Origin of the sequence: Neobacillus vireti, assembly GCF_001026695.1 — a bacterium.
GTDB lineage: Bacteria > Bacillota > Bacilli > Bacillales > Cytobacillaceae > Neobacillus > Neobacillus vireti.
In genome coordinates, this window is record NZ_LDNB01000006.1 from 211,013 (window position 1) to 230,032 (window position 19,020).

Genomic DNA, 19,020 nt, shown 5'->3' on the forward strand with positions numbered 1-19,020 from the left:
ATGGCAACAATTAAAGATATTGCAAAAATGGCAGGCGTTTCGATTGCGACGGTATCCCGCGTGCTGAATTATGACACCACCCTTTCAGTCAGCGATGATACTAAAAAGAGGATTTTTGAAGCTGCAGAGGAATTATCGTATAAAAAGAAACCGGCACGAAAGCAGGAGTCGGGGAAAATTGCCGTTTTGCAATGGTATTCCGAAAAGGAAGAGCTCGAAGATTTGTATTACATGTCGATCCGGCTAGGGGTTGAAAACCGCTGCCTTCAGCAGGGGCTTGACACGGCCAAGTTTTTTCAAGACAACTATGAGGCTTTAAAGGAGAATGAGATTCGGGGGCTGATTGCCATCGGGAAATTTAGCAGTCAGCAGGTGGGTGAGCTGGTTAAGATTAGCGAAAATATTGTCTTTGTCGACACTTCTCCGGATGAAGACCGGTTTGATTCAATTGTAATTGATTTTGAAAAGGCGACGAGTAAAGTACTCGATTATTTTATTGAAAAAGGGCATAAGCACATCGGTTATCTCGGTGGCAGAGAGGGGTTTAAAGACAATACCTCTATTATCGAAGATCCAAGAGAACGGACATTCAAACGCTATTTTGCTGACAAAGGAATGCTGAACGAAACCTTTATGTACCATGGTACTTTTTCTGTTGATGACGGGTATTCTCTGATGAAACGGGCAATTGAGGAGCATAGCGATAACCTGCCGACTGCTTTTTTTGCTGGGAATGATTCTATTGCTGTAGGAGCGCTCAGGGCATTGCTAGAGGAAGGGATTTCTGTTCCTGACCGCGTGAATATTATCGGTGTCAATGATATCAGTGTCTCCAAATATGTCTTTCCCGCGTTAAGCACGGTAAAGGTGTATACCGAGCTCATGGGCGAAACCGCCGTAGACACACTGATAGAGCGAATCGAAGGCAGAAAGACAGCCAAGAAAATATTTATCGCCACCGAACTCGTCATAAGAAATAGCAGCTTTTAACCCAAACTAACCATTTCATAACTAGTGGAAAAGGAATTTTGAAGGTTCTGTCTGTAATTCGGATGTTTCTTTTAAAACCCATTGATTTCCAAAAAATATGATGTTATCATTATCGTAATTATAGAGAAATGGAGGTTTTCCCTGTGTATTTTTGCAGATTGCGATTCCAAACTTTGAACCGTTAATTGAATAACGTTCAAATCTCTGCCTGCTGTGCAGAGTAAATGGGATTGGTCTGCCTATTTTTAGGGAAACCTTTATCTTACGGTAAGTGAAAAAGCGGGGACCCCGCATTAAAATGTCCCCTCTTTTTTGCTGTCTTTAAAATAAATAATATGAGGAATGCATCCTTTACTTGTTCTTTGCTATCGTAATAAAGAACTTGTATAGGTTATTTTTCAAACAAAACCCACTAACAAGCCAGAAAAGGTCAATACCTTATCGGCGTTTTCAAGATGGTTTTTTCCATTTACTTTAGCACAGGCAGAGGTCTGTGCTTTTTTTGGCTAATTTTTCAAAATGAATGGAGGAATTTAACCATGAAAGGAAATCGAAAAGCGCTTTTAGTAGGTGTCAATATCAAGCAGCAAGCGGACTTTTCCTATTCAATGAAGGAATTGGCGAACCTTGCCGCCGCTTGCCACATCGATTCAGTCGCTGAGGTTACGCAAAATTTAAACAGGATAAATAAAACTCATTATATCGGCACTGGAAAAATTGAAGAAACGCTCCGATTCCTTGAAGAGCTGGATGCAGAATTAGTCATTTTTAATGACGAGTTATCCGCCACGCAGATTCGCAATCTTGAGCAAGAGCTGGGCAAAACAGTAATCGACCGGACGATGTTGATTTTGGATATATTTGCGTCAAGAGCCAAAACGAGAGAGGCACAGCTCCAGGTGGAAGTGGCACACTTAAAGTACATGCTCCCAAGGATTACTGGCCAGCGCGAATCGTTAGGGCGGCAAGGCGGCGGTGTCGGACTAAAAAATAGAGGTGCCGGTGAAACCAAATTAGAGCTCGACCGCCGGAAAATCGAAGCAAAAATCGTGGTCTTGAATAAGGAATTAGAGGCGCTCGTCGCGCAGCGGGAAACACAACGCAATCAACGCAAGAAGAGCGGTGTGCCGCTAGTTTCCTTAGTCGGCTATACGAATGCAGGGAAATCAACGATTTTGAATGCACTGCTAAGAAGATCCCATCAATCCTTCAATAAACAAGTGTTTGAGAAAGATATGTTGTTCGCCACCCTTGATACATCGGTTAGAAAAATAAAACTGGCCAATCATCAGCCCTTTTTGCTGTCTGATACGGTCGGATTTGTTGATAAGCTGCCGCACCATCTCGTCAAAGCCTTCCGGTCGACTTTGGAAGAGGCTGCAACAGCGGATTTATTGATTGTTGTCGTTGATTTTTCCAGTCCTAATTATCAAAAACTAGTTGACGTAACCAATAAAACGCTAAAAGATATCGGGATTGAAAATGTTCCTATGATTTACGCTTATAATAAAGCGGATTTAGTTGATATTGAAATTCCGCAGTTGAAGGGCGAAAGTCTGTATCTTTCGGCGAAACAAGAAGTCGGAATCGAGGAATTAGCCGAGCTGATCGGCGAACGCGTTTTTAAAAATAAAATCCATTGCGACATGCTGATCCCTTTTGACGGAGGGCGATTAGTTTCCTACCTTAACGAGAATGCGAATGTGCTTGCAACGAGCTATGACGATAACGGCACAAAGCTAACCGTGGAATGTAATCAAAATGATTTTGAAAAATATCAGCAGTATGTGATCTAGGGATGAGGGGACAGTACCTCGTCCCTTTTCAATAGAAAGAGGGACAATGTGCCCATGTCCGAAATACGGCAGCAAAAAAGTGAAACTATTTTTAAAATCAAACAGTATATATGTAGAGATGCTTTTTTATATTTGTTTCAGAATTGGGGGGGAATCAGGATGAGTATTATTTCAAGATTTAATGATATTATGGAAAGCAATATCGACGCAATATTGGATAAGGCTGATGACCCAGATAAAATGATTAAGCAGTATTTAAAAAAACTTAACAGCGATTTAGGGAAGATAAAAGCGAAAACGGCATCAGTGGCGGCTGAAGAGCAGAGGGCAAAAAGGGCATTAAATGAGTGCCACGATGATATGGAAAAAATGGAGCGCTATCGTCTCAAGGCATTAGAAGCCGGTAATGAAGGGGATACGAGGCGATTTCTCGAAAAGAAAGCAGCTTTGGCGGCAGAATTATCGCAATTGCAAGCAGCGTATCAACTGGCTTCATCAAATGCTCAGAAAATGAAACAAATGCACAACAAACTGATTGCGGATATCGGTCAACTACTCGGGGACGAGAGGGTAAGAAACTTGTCCCAATTCGATAAATAGAAAGAAAGAGAGACAAGGTCCCCTGACCCCATGTCCCAAAAAGAGGTGATAAAAAATGATTCTTCATTATAAGTGTCCTAGCTGCGGGAGTGATATGAGCTTTGATCCCGATTCAGGGGAATTATCTTGCCTGAGCTGCGGCAGACACGAAAATATTGAAAATTATCCGGAAGAATTGAGGTCGGTAAGATTCTCGGAGGATGAGGCGAACGAATACCATTGCGAGAATTGTGGGGCTGTTCTTATTACAGAGGCTGAAACAGCCGCAACAAACTGCAGTTTCTGCGGAGCGGGTGTTGTCATTGCCGACAGATTATCGGGTACTCTTGCACCGGCAAAGGTCATTCCATTTATGATCAGTAAGGAAGAGGCAACGAAGGCGTTTCAAAAATGGTGCAGAAAAGGGCTGCTGACTCCAAAAGGCTTCATGAATGCAGACCGTATTAAGAGCCTGACGGGCATGTATGTTCCATTTTGGTTATTTGATTTAAATAGTAAGGTGCAAGTAAATGCCACATGTACAAAAGTCAGAACCTACACACAGGGAGATTATATTTATACAGAAACGAAGTATTTTGATGCTTTCCGTGATATCAACCTTGATTATGTCAAAATCCCTGTTGATGCATCGGAAAAGATGAATGATAAATTAATGGATAGGTTAGAACCATACCCATATGATCAATTAAAAGATTTTAAAACCCCATATTTAGCGGGATATATTGCGGAAAAATACAATTATACAGACGAAGAGCTGCTTCCAAGAGCGAAAGATAAAATCAGCGGCTATATTGATTCTTATATTCGTTCAACTTTAACAGGCTATCATTCAGTAAATTATACGAATAAACAAATTGATACGATAAACAAGAACAGCGATTATGTATTACTGCCGGTTTGGATGGTCAGCTATGATTATAACAATTCTGATTATACGTTTGCGATGAATGGCGAGACGGGAAAAATAGTCGGCAAACCGCCAATCAGCACATCTAAAGTGGCGATGTGGTTTAGCGGCATCGCGGCTGGAACCTTCCTTGCCTTAAAATGTGTCTCTTATATGATGGGAGGCGGGTTTTGGTGAGCAGGATTTATCTGCAAAAACGAGGAATCTTTTTCTTAATGATAGCGGTTCTTCTTCTGCTGCTGCCATGGGCAATGCCGGCTAAAGCTGAAAACTTTGATCGGAACAAGTATATTTATGATTTTGCCCATTTACTGACGGATAATGAGGCGGCAGAACTTCAAAATATCGCAAGTGAACTGGGCAAAGAGAGGGAGACCGCTTTTATCATTCTCACGGTAAGTGGAACGGATGGAAAGGATATCGTTCAATATGTGGAGGATTTCTATGATGATAATGCTCCCGGGTATGACCAGCCGCATGGAAATACAGCGATACTAGCCATCGACATGCAAGAACGGGATATTTATTTGGCAGGTTTTAAAAAAGCGGAGCAATATTTGAGTGATGGACGGTTGGATCAGATTCGTGATAACATTACCCCTGATCTATCAGATGGTCACTACTTTCAAGCCTTTTCGGCATTTATAACTGCCTCCCATGAATATATGGGCAATGAGCCGAATGACGGCAGCGGGTCGGATGGATATTCGGACTATGGGCCGGGTGGAAGTTCGGTTGGGTACAACGGCTATGATTCGGGGGCCGACCAGGAGAATATATTTTTTCAATGGTGGTTTCAATTAATTGCCTCCTTCATCGTTGCCGGTGTAGTTGTAGCGATTATGGCATATCGCTCTGGCGGCAGGGTCACGGTAAATGCCGGAACCTATATGAATAGTGATCAATCAAGAGTACTAAACAAATATGATAATTTTGTCAGACAAACAGTGACACGGCAAAGGAAACCATCTAATAATACCCATAGCGGCGGTGGAGGCGGAATCACTGGGGGCGGTCACTCGCATAGCGGCAGCAGAGGCAAATTTTAAGTAAGAAAAGCGCAAGCGCCCTGGTCAGCGGCGTATGGCCTGGAGCGCTCCAACTGAGATAAAGGAAACACGAAGAGCGTTAGCGATGCGATGTTGACTTATCGTAGGGCGGAGAGCGAAGGACATTAGCCGCTAGGGCGCTGGAGCTAGACAATTCTCAAATTCGAAAACATATAAATTCTGATATTAGTAGAAGGGAGCAGCTGATCGATGTCTTTTTTTAAAAATCAATTTGCAAATGTTGTGGAATGGCAAGAGTTTAGAGATGATATGATTTTTTATAAATGGAGCAATCGTGAAATTAAAAAGGGGAGCAAACTGATTATTCGACCTGGTCAAGATGCAATCTTTTTTAACAATGGAAAAATCGAAGGGGTGTTTCGGGATGACGGCGAGTACGATATCGAGTCACAAATTATTCCCTTCTTATCGACCTTAAAGGGATTCAAGTTTGGCTTCAATAGTGGTATGAGGGTAGAAGTGCTGTTTGTGAATACGAAAGAGTTTGTGGTGAAATGGGGAACGCAAAATGCGATTAATATCCCGACATTGGGACTCCCAGGCGGCATGCCGATTCGCGCGAACGGAACATTTAATTTTAAAGTACATGATTATATTGCCTTAATCGATCAAATTGCCGGTGTAAAGGATCAATATGTAGTGGAGGATGTCAAAATTCGCATCACATCCATCCTTGATCAGCTCCTGATGAAATGGATTACACGGGAAGGGAAGGATATGTTCAATCTGCAGGCAAATTCCTTCGACATTTCAAAAGGAATTCAAGAGGATTTAGATATGCAAATGATCAAGAGCGGCATCACCATTACCGGGTTTAATGTCATGAGCTTCAGCTATCCAAAAGAGATTCAAGACATGATTACTAAAAATGCTTCGCACGGCATGGTAAGTGATGTTGGCAGGTACCAGCAAATCTCCTTAACAGACGGCATGGCCTCTGGAAAAATGAGCGGGGGCGGGACGGCATCAGATATGGCTGGAATGATGATGGGGATGAATGTTGCGGGCCAAATGATGAATCAAATGAATCAGAATCAGCATACGCAAAATCAGCCTGCACCAGTTCAAAATACACCACCTCCTTCACAACCGAATGCAGGAGACCAACCAAGACCAAACTTTTGCCCGAATTGCGGGACAAAAACAGGAGCGGCCAATTTCTGCTCAAACTGTGGGCAAAAGCTCATATAAATTTAGAATGCGCAAGCGCCCGTTACTTAGAATTAAGAAAGCGTGGGGATGATTCTATAAGAATTGTCTCTGGGCTTTTTTTTATTCGATTAATAGCTTTTAGTAACGGGTATACAAATATAAGCATATAATTGAGCGATGAAATTCATCCTAATATTAGAAACGGAACTTATTTTTAAAGTGATATATCCTATAGGTGAGAAAGGAGCGTGGATATTTTGAAAAAAGGTTTTATGGCAATCGGAATTGTTATTGCTGTCATTGTTGTTTTTGGGCTTATGTTCATGTCCAGCTATAACAACTTTGTCAATTCCGAAGAAAACGTGAATCAGTCTTATGCACAAATTGAAAATCAGCTGCAAAGAAGGCTAGACTTGATCCCCAACTTAGTAAATACGGTAAAAGGTTATGCCGCACATGAAAAAGAAGTGATAACCTCCATTTCCGATGCCCGTGCACGACTTGCCGGGGCGAAAACACCGGGAGAGGAAGCGACTGCAAACGCCGAATTATCAGGAGCGTTAAGCCGTTTGCTCGTCGTTGTAGAAAACTATCCAGACCTGAAGGCCAACCAGCAGTTTGCCCAATTAATGGATGAACTGGCCGGAACGGAAAATCGAATCTCTGTTGCCCGGAAGGATTATAATGACCAGGTAGCTGTGTTTAACAAAAAAGTAAAGCAATTCCCGGGAGCAATCATCGCCAGAATTGCCGGGTTTAATGAAAAGGAATATTTTAAAGCGGATCCTAAAGCACAGGAAGTACCTCAGGTTGACTTTGGGGGCAATGGGTGATGAATGCGAAACGGGTCTTCAGCCTTCTATTGGTGTTTTTCACCTTGCTACTATGTGCAGCAAATGCACTTGCTGAGGATGTTCAAATTCCCGCCCCTACGGGAGATATTTATGTTCAGGATTTTGCCCATGTTTTAAACGAAACGGAAAAGGCTGAGTTAATCAATTTAGGAAGAAGCCTTGAAAATCGAACGACAGCACAGGTTGCCGTTTTGACGGTCCCGACAATCGGGGATCGAACAATAGAGGAATTTGCCGTTGAGGCATTTCGAAAGTACGGAATTGGAAGCAAAAAGGAAAACAACGGTGTCTTACTCGTTTTAGCAATGAAGGAACGGAAAGCAAGGATTGAAGTAGGATACGGGCTCGAGGGCAGAATTCCTGATGGTAAGGCAGGACGGATTCTTGATCAATATGCTATTCCAAGTTTGAAAAATCAGCAGCCGAATAATGCTGTTGTTGAAACGTATAAGGTCCTGGTGAAAGAGGTACTTGCAGAATATGGCGTCAAGGGAGGAGAGCAGACAGCACCTAAGAATGAAGGGATAGGGATTCCGCCATGGCTCCTCATTATTATTGTAGTTGTCGTCGTGTTCCTTGACTTTAAATTCTTTGGCGGTACCCTCACCTACCTTCTACTTTCCATCTTGTTCAGGGGTGGAGGAAGAGGCGGCGGAGGATCCCGCGGTGGCGGGGGCGGTTCCTCAGGAGGCGGCGGCGCCAGCCGGGGCTGGTAGTTTTTGTTAAAAGGGTGTCAGGCACCATGTGAATTTTTCACATGGTGCCTGACACCCTTTTTTTAATTTTGACAAGCAGTGGACAATTGTCCATTTCACTGAGGCTATTATTGCATACCTTTATAAAAAGTAACCAATAAAAGTTGAAAAGGATGATGCACGGAATGTTTAGTTTAAGCGGGGCGGAAATTAGTCATTTTCTTATGGCTATGGGATGTTTATTAGCAATGGCACACTTATTAGGGTATTTAGCGGAGCGAATATTCATTCCACGAGTTATAGGGGAGGTTGCCGCAGGCTTAGTCCTCGGCCCAACGCTATTAGGGCATTTCTTCCCGGATGCATTTAAATGGTTGTTTCTGGGTTTTGCCGGAGAGGATAAATTGTTTGGCCTTCTTTATCAGTTTGGTTTACTGCTTTTGATGTTCTGCTCAGGGCTTAAATTCCAGACGAAATTTAGTAAGGAAGACGCAAAAATCACCTCGGCATTAGTAATTGGTGCGACCATTCCAGCTTTTATCGTGGGCTGGCTTGCGGCGGGTTGGTTTAACATTACTCCGTATTTGGGTACAGCTAACAACACCTTAGCTTTCAAAATTGTTATTGCAATATCCATTGCAATAACATCGATTCCGGTTATATCCAAAATATTTAATGACCTGGGAATTATGCATACCCGTTTTGCAAAAATTGTTATTGCCTGCGCAGGAATTCATGACGTACTGCTTTGGGTTGCATTAGGGTTCGCCACTGCCATCGCTAGCGAAGGAGGCGTTTTTACTCTAGGTACTGCGGTGAAAAGTATCTCGATATCGACTGCGTTTATTCTTGGCACCTTGTTTCTTGGCTACCTGCTATTTAAACGAATGACGATCATTAAACAGAACCTCTTGTTCAGGTCATCCAATTTAGGATACTTCTTATTTATCATGTTTATGCTTGCATCACTTGCCGGTAATCTTCATGTTGAGGCGATCTTTGGTGCCCTGCTTGCAGGGATTGTTGCAAAAGTAGCCTTGCCAAAAGTGGTGTCTGAACGGCTAGAACAAGGGGTGTCGAATATCTCATTTTCATGGTTTATCCCGATCTACTTTGCGACGGTCGGATTACAATTAGATCTTGTCAGACACTTTAACCCATTGTTCTTCCTTGGCTATCTATTATTTGCAACATTAACACAAACGTTAGCTGTTTACATTACTTCCCGTACCCTCAAGCAAGACCCCTTTACAAGTTTAAACTTAGGATTGGCAATCAATGACCGGGGCGGCCCTGGCATCGTCCTTTCATCGGTAGCCTATTCAACGGGTATCATTAATCAGGAGTTTTTCGCTATCCTTGTTATGTTAGCGTTGGTGACTTCCTGGATTCCTGGAACGTGGCTGCGAATTGTTGTAAGCAAAGGCTGGAGACTAATGCCAGGCGATGAGAAAGTGGTCCCTCGGCGAAGAAGTGACGATGACACATTTAAAGAAATAAATTATCCAGTAAAGTAGAAACCGGGGAATACCCGGTTTTTTTCGTATTTAGAAATAAGGTAAGGGTGTCAGTAAGGGTGTCAGGCACCATGTGAATTTTTCACATGGTGCCTGACACCCAAAATTGTTATAATTTTTAATAAAAGGGCTGTGATTGGAATGTGTTTAATTTTGTTTGCCTATCAAGTACATCCGGTATATAAACTCATCGTGGCGGCGAACCGTGATGAATTTTATCAGAGGCCGACTGCCCCAGTACATTACTGGGAAGAGAGTCCTAAAATCCTCGCCGGCCGGGATCTAGAAAAAATGGGAACTTGGATGGGAATCACCACCAAAGGGCGTTTTGCTGCCCTAACCAACTATCGCAATCCCCAAGAGTTAATTGAAGGCAAACGGTCGCGCGGTGAACTGGTGGCGGAAGCCTTGAAACACAAAGGGAATGTAAAGGATTATCTGCAAGGCCTTGCTGATTACAATAATGAATATCCAGGCTATAACCTACTTGCAGGCGATGCAAATGAGTTGTTTTATTATTCGAATATTGAGCAGATGCTGCGAAAGATTGAGCCTGGCATTTATGGTGTCAGTAATCATTTATTGAATACCGAATGGCCAAAAGTAAAAATAGGCAGGGAAGGTCTGTCAAGAATCATAACAGGGAAACAGGAAGATTTGGCAGACAAGCTTTTCGAGCTGCTCCAACATTCTGACCCTGCACCGGACAGTATCCTTCCTAGTACTGGCATTTCATTAGAGTGGGAAAGAATGCTCTCACCGCTGTTTATCAAAAGTGAGCATTACGGGACAAGAAGTTCAACGGTTTTATTAATGTCGGAAAAAGAAATTCAATACGCGGAACGGGTCTTTTCAAAGGCTGGAGAAAATAATAAAAAATATACGATCGTACTATAAGATCTTTGTTTAGCTTATGAAAGTTAGTCTTCCTATCGGCTAAAAAAGAAAAACTCCCTGAAATCAAGGAGTTCTATTATAAGGATGTTATTTATCGACCAACCCCAGCAGCCTTTTTTTTCGCCAATAGGTATAAAATATGAGGCAGCCGAGCAGGAATGCAAAAATTAAATAAATACTATACTTAGAAAGATATGTTCCAACGAGAATCCATTTCTCACCGAGCGTCCTTCCGAGAGTTATGAAAGAAAAACACCAGGTTACCGCGCCAGAATAGGCAAACAGAGCAAACCTTCGATAGGAATAGCCATTAATACCTGCAAGATAGGCAGTGATATGCCGGACTCCGGGGATAAAAAAACCGACGATTAAGAGAAAAGGTCCAAATTTCAAAAAAAGTTTTCTTGTCCTACTCACTTTTTCTTCCGTAATATGAAATTTAGGTCCAAACTTTATTAAAAAGGGCAGGCCTAGTTTTACACCTAAGAAATAACTAAGCGAAATACCGCCACATGCCCCAGCAAAGGCAGATAGAAGTGAAGGTAAGTAAGACATTTTGCCACTAAAAATGTTATATCCTACATAAGTCAGCAGAACCTCATCAGGAATCGGGAGCCCGATAATACCTCCGACCAACGCAATAATAATGCCAAAATACCCATAGTGTTCTATTAAATGATTCAAATGCTGCATAACATTTACACATCCTAGTTTCAATATAGATAATTACCGTCATTATTTTCTGCTAAAAGGCGGAAAAAATGTAAGACCTTTGTTGTATATTACCCCGTTTTGACTTGGTCGCATTGTTTAGTTTTGGAATGAATATAGTTGGATTGATAAGGAGGGGAATTTGCATGCCGATTGAGTGGAATGAAAAAGAGAAAGTGTTTCATTTATCTAATGGCAGGGTTAGTTACATCATTCAGCTTGTCTTAGGGAAGTATCCGGCCCATTTGTATTGGGGCAGGCAGGTTAAGACGCGCCAATCTTCCTCTATCCTAGCCTTTAAGGGCAGGGCGTTTTCGCCGACGACAGAACCGAAAGACCCAAAGTTTTCGCTTGATACTCTGCCTCAGGAGTATCCGGCTTATGGAAATGGCGATTTTCGTTCGCCAGCCTATCAGCTGCGTTCAGCGGATGGGTCAACGATAACGGAATTTGTCTATAATTCTCATGAGATTTTTCAAGGGAAACGTCCGCTAAAAGGATTGCCGGCTGCCTATATCGAGGATGATTCTGAGGCGGATACATTAATCATCACCCTGGTTGATTCACTGCTTGGGGTTGGAATGAACCTCCATTATACAATCTACCGTGACCTTGATGTCATCACAAGGTCTGTTTCCTTCGAGCACCTTGGGAGCAGGGAAGTGGAATTACATAAATGTATGAGTATGTCCGTCGATTTCCATCAAGCGGACTGGGACTGGCTCCATCTGCACGGGACTTGGAGCCGGGAACGTCACATCGAACGCTCCTCCCTACACCACGGGATACAGACCATTTCTTCCGCCAGGGGGGCAAGCAGCCATCAGCATAATCCATTTATTGCCCTGCTCTCGAGAAATACGGATGAAGAGTACGGCGATGTTTATGGCGTTAGTTTAGTGTACAGCGGGAATTTCCAAGCTGCCATTGAAGTAGACTCTTTTCAAACAACAAGGCTCAGCATCGGGATTAATCCATTCGATTTTACCTGGCTGTTAAAACCGGGGGAAACGTTTCAAACTCCTGAGGCGATTATGGTCTATTCTTCAGACGGTCTCGGCGGAATGTCTAGAACGTATCATAAATTGCTGCGAACAAGGGTTTGCCGCGGTGTTTATCGCGACAAAACGCGCCCGATTTTGATTAATAATTGGGAGGCTACTTATTTTGATTTTAATGAAAAAAAGTTAAAGAAGATTGCCGATGCCGGAAACGAGCTGGGGATTGAGCTGTTTGTCTTGGATGATGGCTGGTTTGGGCGTCGTGACAACGATAAAAGTTCGTTAGGCGATTGGGTGGTAAATCGGAAGAAATTGCCGAATGGATTGGCAGGATTGGCTGATTATATTGGTAAGAAGCGGATGCAATTTGGATTGTGGGTCGAGCCGGAAATGGTATCGCCAGATAGCGAGTTGTATCGCAGGCATCCCGATTGGTGCCTGCATGTACCGGGACGCAGGCGGACGCCGTCAAGAAATCAATTGGTCCTTGATCTAAGCAGGAAAGAGGTATGTGATTACTTAATCGATACACTCTCGAAGGTATTCAAGAGTGCCCCGATTTCCTATGTCAAATGGGATATGAACCGTAATATGACTGAAATTGGTTCGGCAGCGCTTCCACCTGAAAGGCAAAGAGAAACAGTACACCGCTATATGCTTGGTCTGTATTGGATTTTAGAAAAACTAACCGAACGATTTCCCACGATTTTATATGAAAGCTGCTCGGGAGGCGGCGGCCGTTTTGACCCTGGCATGCTGTATTACATGCCGCAAACTTGGACGAGTGATGATACCGATGCGGTCGAACGGTTAAAAATTCAATATGGAACAAGTCTTATATACCCCGCGATCACGATGGGGGCACATGTCTCAGATGTGCCGAATCACCAAGTCGGGAGAACGACCCCGCTGTTAATGAGATGCCATGTGGCGATGGCGGCAAATTTAGGATTCGAATTAAACATCGATAAACTGAGCGAGGACGACAAAACGTTAGTCGCCGCGCAAATCCAACAATATCATCAAATCAAAGACCTAGTCTGTTTTGGTGACCAATTCAGGCTGTTAAGTCCGTTTGCTGGAATGGATACGGCATGGATGTATGTTTCGCCTAAACAGGAACGCGCGGTTGTTTTTTATTATAAAACCCTAGCAACGCCGAATCCCCCTTTTTTTCGGCTGAAATTGCGCGGACTTAAGCGGGAGGCAATGTACAAAGTAAATAATGACGATAAGGTTTTTTTCGGGGATGAGCTTATGCAAATTGGCTTAACGCTTCCACTGATTAAAAAAGATTACAGTTCACATCTTTATCAAATTGAAAAGGTAAATTAGAAATGAAAACCTCCTTACTGGGAGGTTTTCATTTTTCTTAAATAGTAATTGAAATTCCGACTTGACTCATAGGAATATGTGTAATAGAATTTTCAATAAATTAACTAAGGAGGAATTTGATGAATACCGTTCTGATCATTGTGAACGTAGCAATTTTACTATTACTTATTCTTGGTTTGTTCATCATGCAAAAAAAGCATGTTTCTTTTTCAAAACGTGTTTTCACTGCATTGGGTTTAGGTATTATCTTTGGTTTTATCATTCATTTAATTTACGGTACTACACACGAAGTCACAACTGGCTCCATCGATTGGTTTAGCATTGTTGGCAACGGATATGTAAAACTATTACAAATGGTAGTAATGCCGCTTGTATTCATTTCCATTGTCGGTGCCTTTACGAAATTAAAATTAACAAAGAATATTGGGAAAATTAGTTTCCTAGTGATCGGCATTCTGCTTGCAACGACGGCCATTTCGGCAGCTATTGGCATTGGTTCGGCCTTAGGATTTGGTCTTGATGGCATCCATCTAAACGAAGGTGATGCGGAAAAGGCGAGAAATGCTCTTTTACAAGAAAAGGCTGTCAGTGTTGAAAATATGACGATCCCGCAGCAAATTCTTGAACTTGTTCCAAGTAATCCGTTTCAAGATTTAACAGGAGCACGTCCAACCTCCACGATAGCAGTCGTTATTTTTGCAGCCTTTATCGGGATTGCCTATCTTGGGGTCAAACGTAAGAATCCGGAGCAGGGTGAATTTTTCGCGAAAATCATTGATACGTTGTACGCCGTTATTATGAGGGTTGTTACACTTATCCTTCGTCTAACACCTTATGGCATCCTAGCGATTATCACCAAGGTGACAGCTACAAGTGATTTTGAAGCGATTGCGAAACTAGGTAAGTTTGTCATTGCTTCCTATGTTGCGCTCATCCTTATGTTCATTGTGCATTTACTATTAATATCCTTTGCTAAACTAAGTCCTGTGAATTATGTGAAAAAGGCATTGCCAACGTTAACCTTTGCCTTTACGTCAAGATCAAGTGCGGGAACATTACCATTGACAATTAAAACACAAACAAAAGATCTTGGTGTATCAGAAGGGATTGCCAACTTTGCCGGTTCTTTCGGACTTTCTATCGGCCAAAATGGCTGTGCAGGGATTTACCCGGCGATGTTAGCCGTAATGGTTGCACCAGCGGCTGGAATTAATCCGACAAGTCCATCTTTTATTCTGACGCTTATTCTAGTCGTGATGATTAGTTCCTTTGGTGTCGCAGGTGTTGGCGGCGGGGCAACCTTCGCAGCGCTAATCGTTTTATCTGTCATGAACCTGCCAATTGCGATAGCCGGACTGCTTATCTCAGTCGAACCGCTTATTGACATGGGACGCACCGCCCTAAACGTCAGCGGCTCCATGACAGCAGGCGTATTAACAAGCAAAGCAACAGGAGAACTCGAAACCGAAATATACCAACAACCAAACGTTGTTGAAGCTTAAATAAATAAATAAATAAATAATGGGTGTCAGACACCATCGTTGTGTCCGCGTGGGGTGGACAAATGTGTTTTTGCGGTGCCTGACACCCAAACTTATTCCGCTGCTGGATAGCTAAAAATGGCTATCCAGTTTTTTGTGTTCTGGAACTGGTTGAATGACTTGGATTAGTAAGGTTGGAAAACTGTTCCAACGTTTGTTTAAATACAAGTAAAGGACTTTTGTTCGAGTTCGTTCATCCAACCCCCAAGAAAGTTTAAAATATTTATTCAAATTCCTCCAACACTTTGCGCTCTTCAATCGTTACCTATATGAGAACGCAGAGAAAACAAATTTTCTTCGCTTAAATGAAAGCGAATCACAGTCTTCAAAGTAAAAATTCTTCATTTATACTTTCTTAACATCTTTTGGCCGTGTTAAAGAACATTGTTATTACTGAGCACAATGTTGATTGGAGTGGAAGGCGCGAGACTCCTGCGGGAGCAGCGGGACAGGTGAGACCCCGCAGGCGCTTTAGCGCCGAGGAGGCTCACCGCCCGCCCCGCGGAAAGCGAAGCGCCTGGAACGGAAATCAACATTCATTTTTAACCCAGCCTATCTTTTAAAAAAACAAAAGTGAGTGATCAAAGTGGGAGTGAGTGATTTATATGAAAGGTTAAAAGACGATCTGCACCGCTTTGCCCGGTCGATAGCTCGGCATGAACAAGAAGCGAATGACCTTGTCCAGGATGCGGTGCTTAAGGCACTTAGGGAAGAGCAGCTTCACACTTTACCAGACTATAAGCAGCGGGCATGGTTCTTCCGTGTCATGAAGAACAAAATGATTGATGAACGAAGAAAAGAAAAACGGTTAACTGAGTGGGAGGACGATTTAGACTTTTCCATTCAGGGGGCGGCCCATAGCCACCTAGAAATAACCGAACTCTTATCCCACTTGCCGCAGGAAACAAGTGATTTGATTTTTAAACGCTATTGGCTCGGGCTTACCAGCCAGGAAATCGGCAGTCAATTGGGGCTTCCAGCCGCAACGGTGCGTTACAAACTTCATTTAGCCATCAAAAAATTAAGAACGGTATTAGAGGAGGAAAAATGATGAATCAACGAATTGGAAATGTTGGATTATTAAATTTACTGGATGCGACAGAAGAAAGCATTAAGGGAATCGAACGAATTGAAAATGTTGGAATGGTACTTTATCGAGAAGGAAATGCCGGTCTTTTATCAGCGTTGAATATTGGAAATATTGGTTCGACCTCTGAGGTGCCAGAGGGCTATAGCCTTTTTAATGGAATACTGAAACTCGATGATGCATACCTGAAATCAATTTCGGAACCGGTACATCTACTCGTGAACGGCGAAGTCATTGTCGACAAAAACGTTCATCCTGATGATTTGAAAAAAGGACTGCTTCATTTAATGGTAAATGGAAAGGTTTATAGTCCAGCTCATCTCTCCGGCCTACTAAGCCCTATTATCTCCAAAGGGGCATTTGAGCTTGAAAGCTATCAAGGGACACCGCCGCGGATGGAAAGCGGGAAATTTACCTTAACAAATTCCTTCCTCCAAGCGATTGATGAGCAAGCGTTTTTAGTTATCAGTGGAGTGCTTTCCTTTTCAAAAGATTTAAACATGGAAAAATTCGACGAAAAAATAAGCAAGTTGGAGGTTCACGGAAAAATCTTTCTTTACGAAGAGCAGGAAGCCTTTTTATATAAAAAAACAGCTTCTTTAGCGGGTTGTAAGATAGAGGTGATTCCAGCAGGATATGAGGTGTTAAATAGAACTCTGCGGTTAAACAACCGTTCGATACGCCGCTTTAAACAAAAGAAATTATATACAAAAAAGCCGATTTTGTTTGATGTAGATGTAACAAGAGAATTAATCACCGAGACCATCGCCAAGGTTCATTCTACATCTGTTATCGTTTGCCATGAGCAGGTAGAAGATCTTATGTATGAACTCACAAGCCTGTTAGATACAGAAATATTATCCTATGAACATAGCTTTATCATGATTGAGGGGGAAGAAGTCTGGTCAAACGAACAATTCCTCGCTTTAGATGATCCGACCAATTTTATCGTTAACGGAAAGCTTATTCTTAATAAAGATGTAAGCGAAGATGTGCTGCGAAATAAGGTTGTAGCAATAGATAACCTTGGGGAGGTAACCGTTCACGATAAGAAATTAATAGGTGTCCTTCAGAACATCATCCGAGTAAACACAGGCAGTGTTGAAGAAGAAAAGTCAAAGGAAAATGGAGCGGCTCTTCATAATGTTGGTAAACTATCTCTATAAGAGGGGGAGGAAGAGAAATGTTTCATGTGAATGAATATACTCTCAAGCAACGAATGAAAGATGTCCAAGAGGGATATAAACAATGCCAGTCGGAGCGGTTTAGTTGGTTTGCGAAAAAGAGAAAAGTACAATCATTTTGGAAAAAGCTCTTGAGTCGTGTAGTAGGCCGTGGTGAAAAGGTTGTGGTGAGCAAGGGAAGTAAACCGGCATCTTTTATGAGAGAGTAGCTGCGGGGTGAAAATAATAAGGGAACAAAATACGATGCTCTTGAAATAAAGAGCATCGTATTTTGTTCTATTGAAGTTGTCGGTCTTATTGTGCTTTATCTGGTTTTTTCGTGCCTTTACTGACATATGGTTTGGCACTTTTTGCTTTGTTGGCACCGGCCTGCCAGCGATTCCAGCCCTTCTTGCCAGTTCCTTGGCCTGTTCCGCTTTTTCCCTTAGCTTTACTCATATAACCACTCCATTTTTTTGTTCGTTCCGCTAAACGTCGTTTGGTTAGTTTAACACAAACCACTGTAATTAGCCCGGAAAAATGTTAGAACAATCATTCCAGAAAGATCCTAATAGAAATCTAAAACCTTTCGCATTTTCCATAAAAGGGTTTTCCGAAGCAAATGCCGAATAATAGGTAAGTATTATTTTTCCAAAGGGGGGTACTTGAAATGGATATGCAAACATTATTTTTGATTGATCAAAAAGACGGCTTGGGTCTAGAGTTTAGCAAATTGGTTTCCATGATGAATTACACGAGAGCAACGACAATGGAAGCTGTAAAAGATTTAACGGTTGAGGAGCTGGACTTCCTTTATGATGACGAGGCGAATTCAATCGGAATGCTGTTAGCCCATATGGCTGCCGTGGAGAAAGCGTACCAAATTGAAACCTTTGAAATCCGGGATCTAACGGAAGAAGAAATTAGTCAACTAAATCCTGGATTAGATTTAGGGAGCAGCGCGAGGGAGCAAATCAAGGGGAACACAATTGATTATTACTTGAAGCAATTAACCGATGTCAGAAACACGACAATTGAAACGTTTAAAACCCTGCCTGATGAATGGTTATTTGAGCAAACCCCGTTTTGGTGGGACAAACCGGCAAACAATTTCTTTAAGTGGTTTCATGTGTTTGAAGACGAGCTGAACCATCGCGGACAAATTCGCATTATCAAAAAAATGATACGCAAACTTAAAGAGTCTTAAAAGGAGTTAAAGAGGTAGGGTCACTTATAATATCCCTGTTACCAAAGTGGACCGGCCCTGAACAAAGCAGCCTAACCCCCACCGCTGCTTTGTTTACAATATCATTGCTTCTTATTTTAAAAAAACTTTAGAAAAGGTATTGACCAATCTATTAATCTCCTGTAATATATGAAAAGTCGTCAGCAAGACGAAAGAAAACAAAAAAAGTTGTTGACATTAACAACTTAAAATGTTATTCTAATATAGCTGCTTGAAAGCGAAGCACTAGAAATTGTTCTTTGAAAACTAAACAAACAAAAACGTCAACAAACAATATTTTTTAGTTTTTTTATAAAACTAAGCCAACGTAACTTTTATGAGCTAATCAACTTTCTTGGAGAGTTTGATCCTNACATGCAAGTGAATCTTTGGGAGCTTGCTCCCGATGATTAGCGGCGGACGGGTGAGTAACACGTGGGCAACCTGCCTGTAAGACTGGGATAACTTCGGGAAACCGG

Annotated in this window: 17 protein-coding genes and 1 pseudogene; 16 read left to right on the forward strand and 2 right to left on the reverse strand. The window is 42.2% G+C overall.

Annotated features, from left to right (window positions below; translation table 11 throughout):
- From AA980_RS07220 to AA980_RS07270, 10 genes and pseudogenes are all read left to right on the forward strand, one after another.
- On the forward strand, window positions 1-990 hold the full coding sequence (locus AA980_RS07220) for a LacI family DNA-binding transcriptional regulator (protein WP_024028513.1): 990 nt from the start codon (window positions 1-3) through the stop codon (window positions 988-990).
- Window positions 991-1,529: 539 nt separating this feature from the next.
- Entirely contained in the window at window positions 1,530-2,786 is a 1,257-nt protein-coding gene (gene hflX, locus AA980_RS07230) for a GTPase HflX (protein WP_024028511.1), read from the forward strand.
- 159 nt (window positions 2,787-2,945) lie between these two features.
- A pseudogene (locus tag AA980_RS07235) lies at window positions 2,946-3,341 on the forward strand (PspA/IM30 family protein); the annotation flags it as partial.
- Window positions 3,342-3,441: 100 nt separating this feature from the next.
- Window positions 3,442-4,470, forward strand: a complete 1,029-nt coding sequence (locus tag AA980_RS07240) for a TFIIB-type zinc ribbon-containing protein (protein ID WP_024028509.1) — start codon at window positions 3,442-3,444, stop codon at window positions 4,468-4,470.
- Window positions 4,471-4,508: 38 nt separating this feature from the next.
- Window positions 4,509-5,342, forward strand: a complete 834-nt coding sequence (locus AA980_RS07245) for a TPM domain-containing protein (protein WP_034724044.1) — start codon at window positions 4,509-4,511, stop codon at window positions 5,340-5,342.
- 210 nt (window positions 5,343-5,552) lie between these two features.
- Window positions 5,553-6,554 carry an SPFH domain-containing protein gene (locus tag AA980_RS07250; RefSeq protein ID WP_024026888.1) on the forward strand — a complete coding sequence of 334 codons (1,002 nt, stop codon included), beginning with the start codon at window positions 5,553-5,555 and terminating at the stop codon, window positions 6,552-6,554.
- A gap of 233 nt (window positions 6,555-6,787) precedes the next feature.
- A complete protein-coding gene (locus AA980_RS07255) occupies window positions 6,788-7,348 on the forward strand; it encodes a LemA family protein (RefSeq protein WP_193392234.1) in 561 nt (186 codons plus the stop codon).
- Complete coding sequence (locus AA980_RS07260) at window positions 7,348-8,085, forward strand: TPM domain-containing protein (RefSeq protein WP_024026890.1); 738 nt, start codon at window positions 7,348-7,350, stop codon at window positions 8,083-8,085. Before AA980_RS07255 ends, AA980_RS07260 begins: the two co-directional genes overlap by 1 nt.
- 164 nt (window positions 8,086-8,249) lie before the next feature.
- Window positions 8,250-9,581: a cation:proton antiporter gene (locus AA980_RS07265; RefSeq protein WP_024026891.1), complete on the forward strand. Its 1,332-nt coding sequence runs from the start codon at window positions 8,250-8,252 to the stop codon at window positions 9,579-9,581.
- Window positions 9,582-9,722: 141 nt separating this feature from the next.
- A complete protein-coding gene (locus AA980_RS07270; RefSeq protein WP_024026892.1) occupies window positions 9,723-10,478 on the forward strand; it encodes an NRDE family protein in 756 nt (251 codons plus the stop codon).
- A gap of 87 nt (window positions 10,479-10,565) precedes the next feature.
- On the opposite strand, the gene AA980_RS07275 is transcribed toward AA980_RS07270, so the two are convergent.
- Window positions 10,566-11,171 carry a DedA family protein gene (locus AA980_RS07275; protein WP_024026893.1) on the reverse strand — a complete coding sequence of 202 codons (606 nt, stop codon included), beginning with the start codon at window positions 11,169-11,171 and terminating at the stop codon, window positions 10,566-10,568.
- Between the two features lie 164 nt (window positions 11,172-11,335).
- On the opposite strand from AA980_RS07275, the gene AA980_RS07280 reads away from it, so the two are divergent.
- From AA980_RS07280 to AA980_RS07300, 5 genes are all read left to right on the forward strand, one after another.
- Window positions 11,336-13,525 (forward strand): alpha-galactosidase, encoded by a 2,190-nt coding sequence (locus tag AA980_RS07280; RefSeq protein ID WP_024026894.1) that lies wholly within the window; start codon window positions 11,336-11,338, stop codon window positions 13,523-13,525.
- 119 nt (window positions 13,526-13,644) lie between these two features.
- A complete protein-coding gene (locus AA980_RS07285; RefSeq protein ID WP_024026895.1) occupies window positions 13,645-15,027 on the forward strand; it encodes an L-cystine transporter in 1,383 nt (460 codons plus the stop codon).
- 625 nt (window positions 15,028-15,652) lie between these two features.
- The gene (locus AA980_RS07290) at window positions 15,653-16,117 is read left to right on the forward strand and encodes an RNA polymerase sigma factor (protein WP_024030766.1); all 465 of its coding nucleotides are present in this window, start codon (window positions 15,653-15,655) and stop codon (window positions 16,115-16,117) included.
- Window positions 16,114-17,319: a hypothetical protein gene (locus AA980_RS07295; protein ID WP_156351212.1), complete on the forward strand. Its 1,206-nt coding sequence runs from the start codon at window positions 16,114-16,116 to the stop codon at window positions 17,317-17,319. Before AA980_RS07290 ends, AA980_RS07295 begins: the two co-directional genes overlap by 4 nt.
- A 17-nt stretch (window positions 17,320-17,336) precedes the next feature.
- A complete protein-coding gene (locus AA980_RS07300; protein WP_024030768.1) occupies window positions 17,337-17,546 on the forward strand; it encodes a hypothetical protein in 210 nt (69 codons plus the stop codon).
- Between the two features lie 85 nt (window positions 17,547-17,631).
- Here the strand turns inward: AA980_RS07300 and AA980_RS26210 are convergent, their stop codons facing one another.
- Window positions 17,632-17,775: a DUF3934 domain-containing protein gene (locus AA980_RS26210; protein WP_024030769.1), complete on the reverse strand. Its 144-nt coding sequence runs from the start codon at window positions 17,773-17,775 to the stop codon at window positions 17,632-17,634.
- 217 nt (window positions 17,776-17,992) lie between these two features.
- On the opposite strand from AA980_RS26210, the gene AA980_RS07305 reads away from it, so the two are divergent.
- Window positions 17,993-18,523, forward strand: a complete 531-nt coding sequence (locus AA980_RS07305) for a DinB family protein (RefSeq protein ID WP_034725069.1) — start codon at window positions 17,993-17,995, stop codon at window positions 18,521-18,523.
- Window positions 18,524-19,020 lie beyond the last annotated feature (497 nt).

Bases quoted from the DNA above. Each gene is read 5' to 3' on its own strand.
- AA980_RS07220 (WP_024028513.1), top strand. From the start codon at position 1: ATGGCAACAATTAAAGATATTGCAAAAATGGCAGGCGTTTCGATTGCG.
- hflX (WP_024028511.1), top strand. From the start codon at position 1,530: ATGAAAGGAAATCGAAAAGCGCTTTTAGTAGGTGTCAATATCAAGCAG.
- AA980_RS07240 (WP_024028509.1), top strand. From the start codon at position 3,442: ATGATTCTTCATTATAAGTGTCCTAGCTGCGGGAGTGATATGAGCTTT.
- AA980_RS07245 (WP_034724044.1), top strand. From the start codon at position 4,509: ATGATAGCGGTTCTTCTTCTGCTGCTGCCATGGGCAATGCCGGCTAAA.
- AA980_RS07250 (WP_024026888.1), top strand. From the start codon at position 5,553: ATGTCTTTTTTTAAAAATCAATTTGCAAATGTTGTGGAATGGCAAGAG.
- AA980_RS07255 (WP_193392234.1), top strand. From the start codon at position 6,788: ATGGCAATCGGAATTGTTATTGCTGTCATTGTTGTTTTTGGGCTTATG.
- AA980_RS07260 (WP_024026890.1), top strand. From the start codon at position 7,348: ATGAATGCGAAACGGGTCTTCAGCCTTCTATTGGTGTTTTTCACCTTG.
- AA980_RS07265 (WP_024026891.1), top strand. From the start codon at position 8,250: ATGTTTAGTTTAAGCGGGGCGGAAATTAGTCATTTTCTTATGGCTATG.
- AA980_RS07270 (WP_024026892.1), top strand. From the start codon at position 9,723: ATGTGTTTAATTTTGTTTGCCTATCAAGTACATCCGGTATATAAACTC.
- AA980_RS07275 (WP_024026893.1), bottom strand. From the start codon at position 11,171: ATGCAGCATTTGAATCATTTAATAGAACACTATGGGTATTTTGGCATT.
- AA980_RS07280 (WP_024026894.1), top strand. From the start codon at position 11,336: ATGCCGATTGAGTGGAATGAAAAAGAGAAAGTGTTTCATTTATCTAAT.
- AA980_RS07285 (WP_024026895.1), top strand. From the start codon at position 13,645: ATGAATACCGTTCTGATCATTGTGAACGTAGCAATTTTACTATTACTT.
- AA980_RS07295 (WP_156351212.1), top strand. From the start codon at position 16,114: ATGATGAATCAACGAATTGGAAATGTTGGATTATTAAATTTACTGGAT.
- AA980_RS07300 (WP_024030768.1), top strand. From the start codon at position 17,337: ATGTTTCATGTGAATGAATATACTCTCAAGCAACGAATGAAAGATGTC.
- AA980_RS26210 (WP_024030769.1), bottom strand. From the start codon at position 17,775: ATGAGTAAAGCTAAGGGAAAAAGCGGAACAGGCCAAGGAACTGGCAAG.
- AA980_RS07305 (WP_034725069.1), top strand. From the start codon at position 17,993: ATGCAAACATTATTTTTGATTGATCAAAAAGACGGCTTGGGTCTAGAG.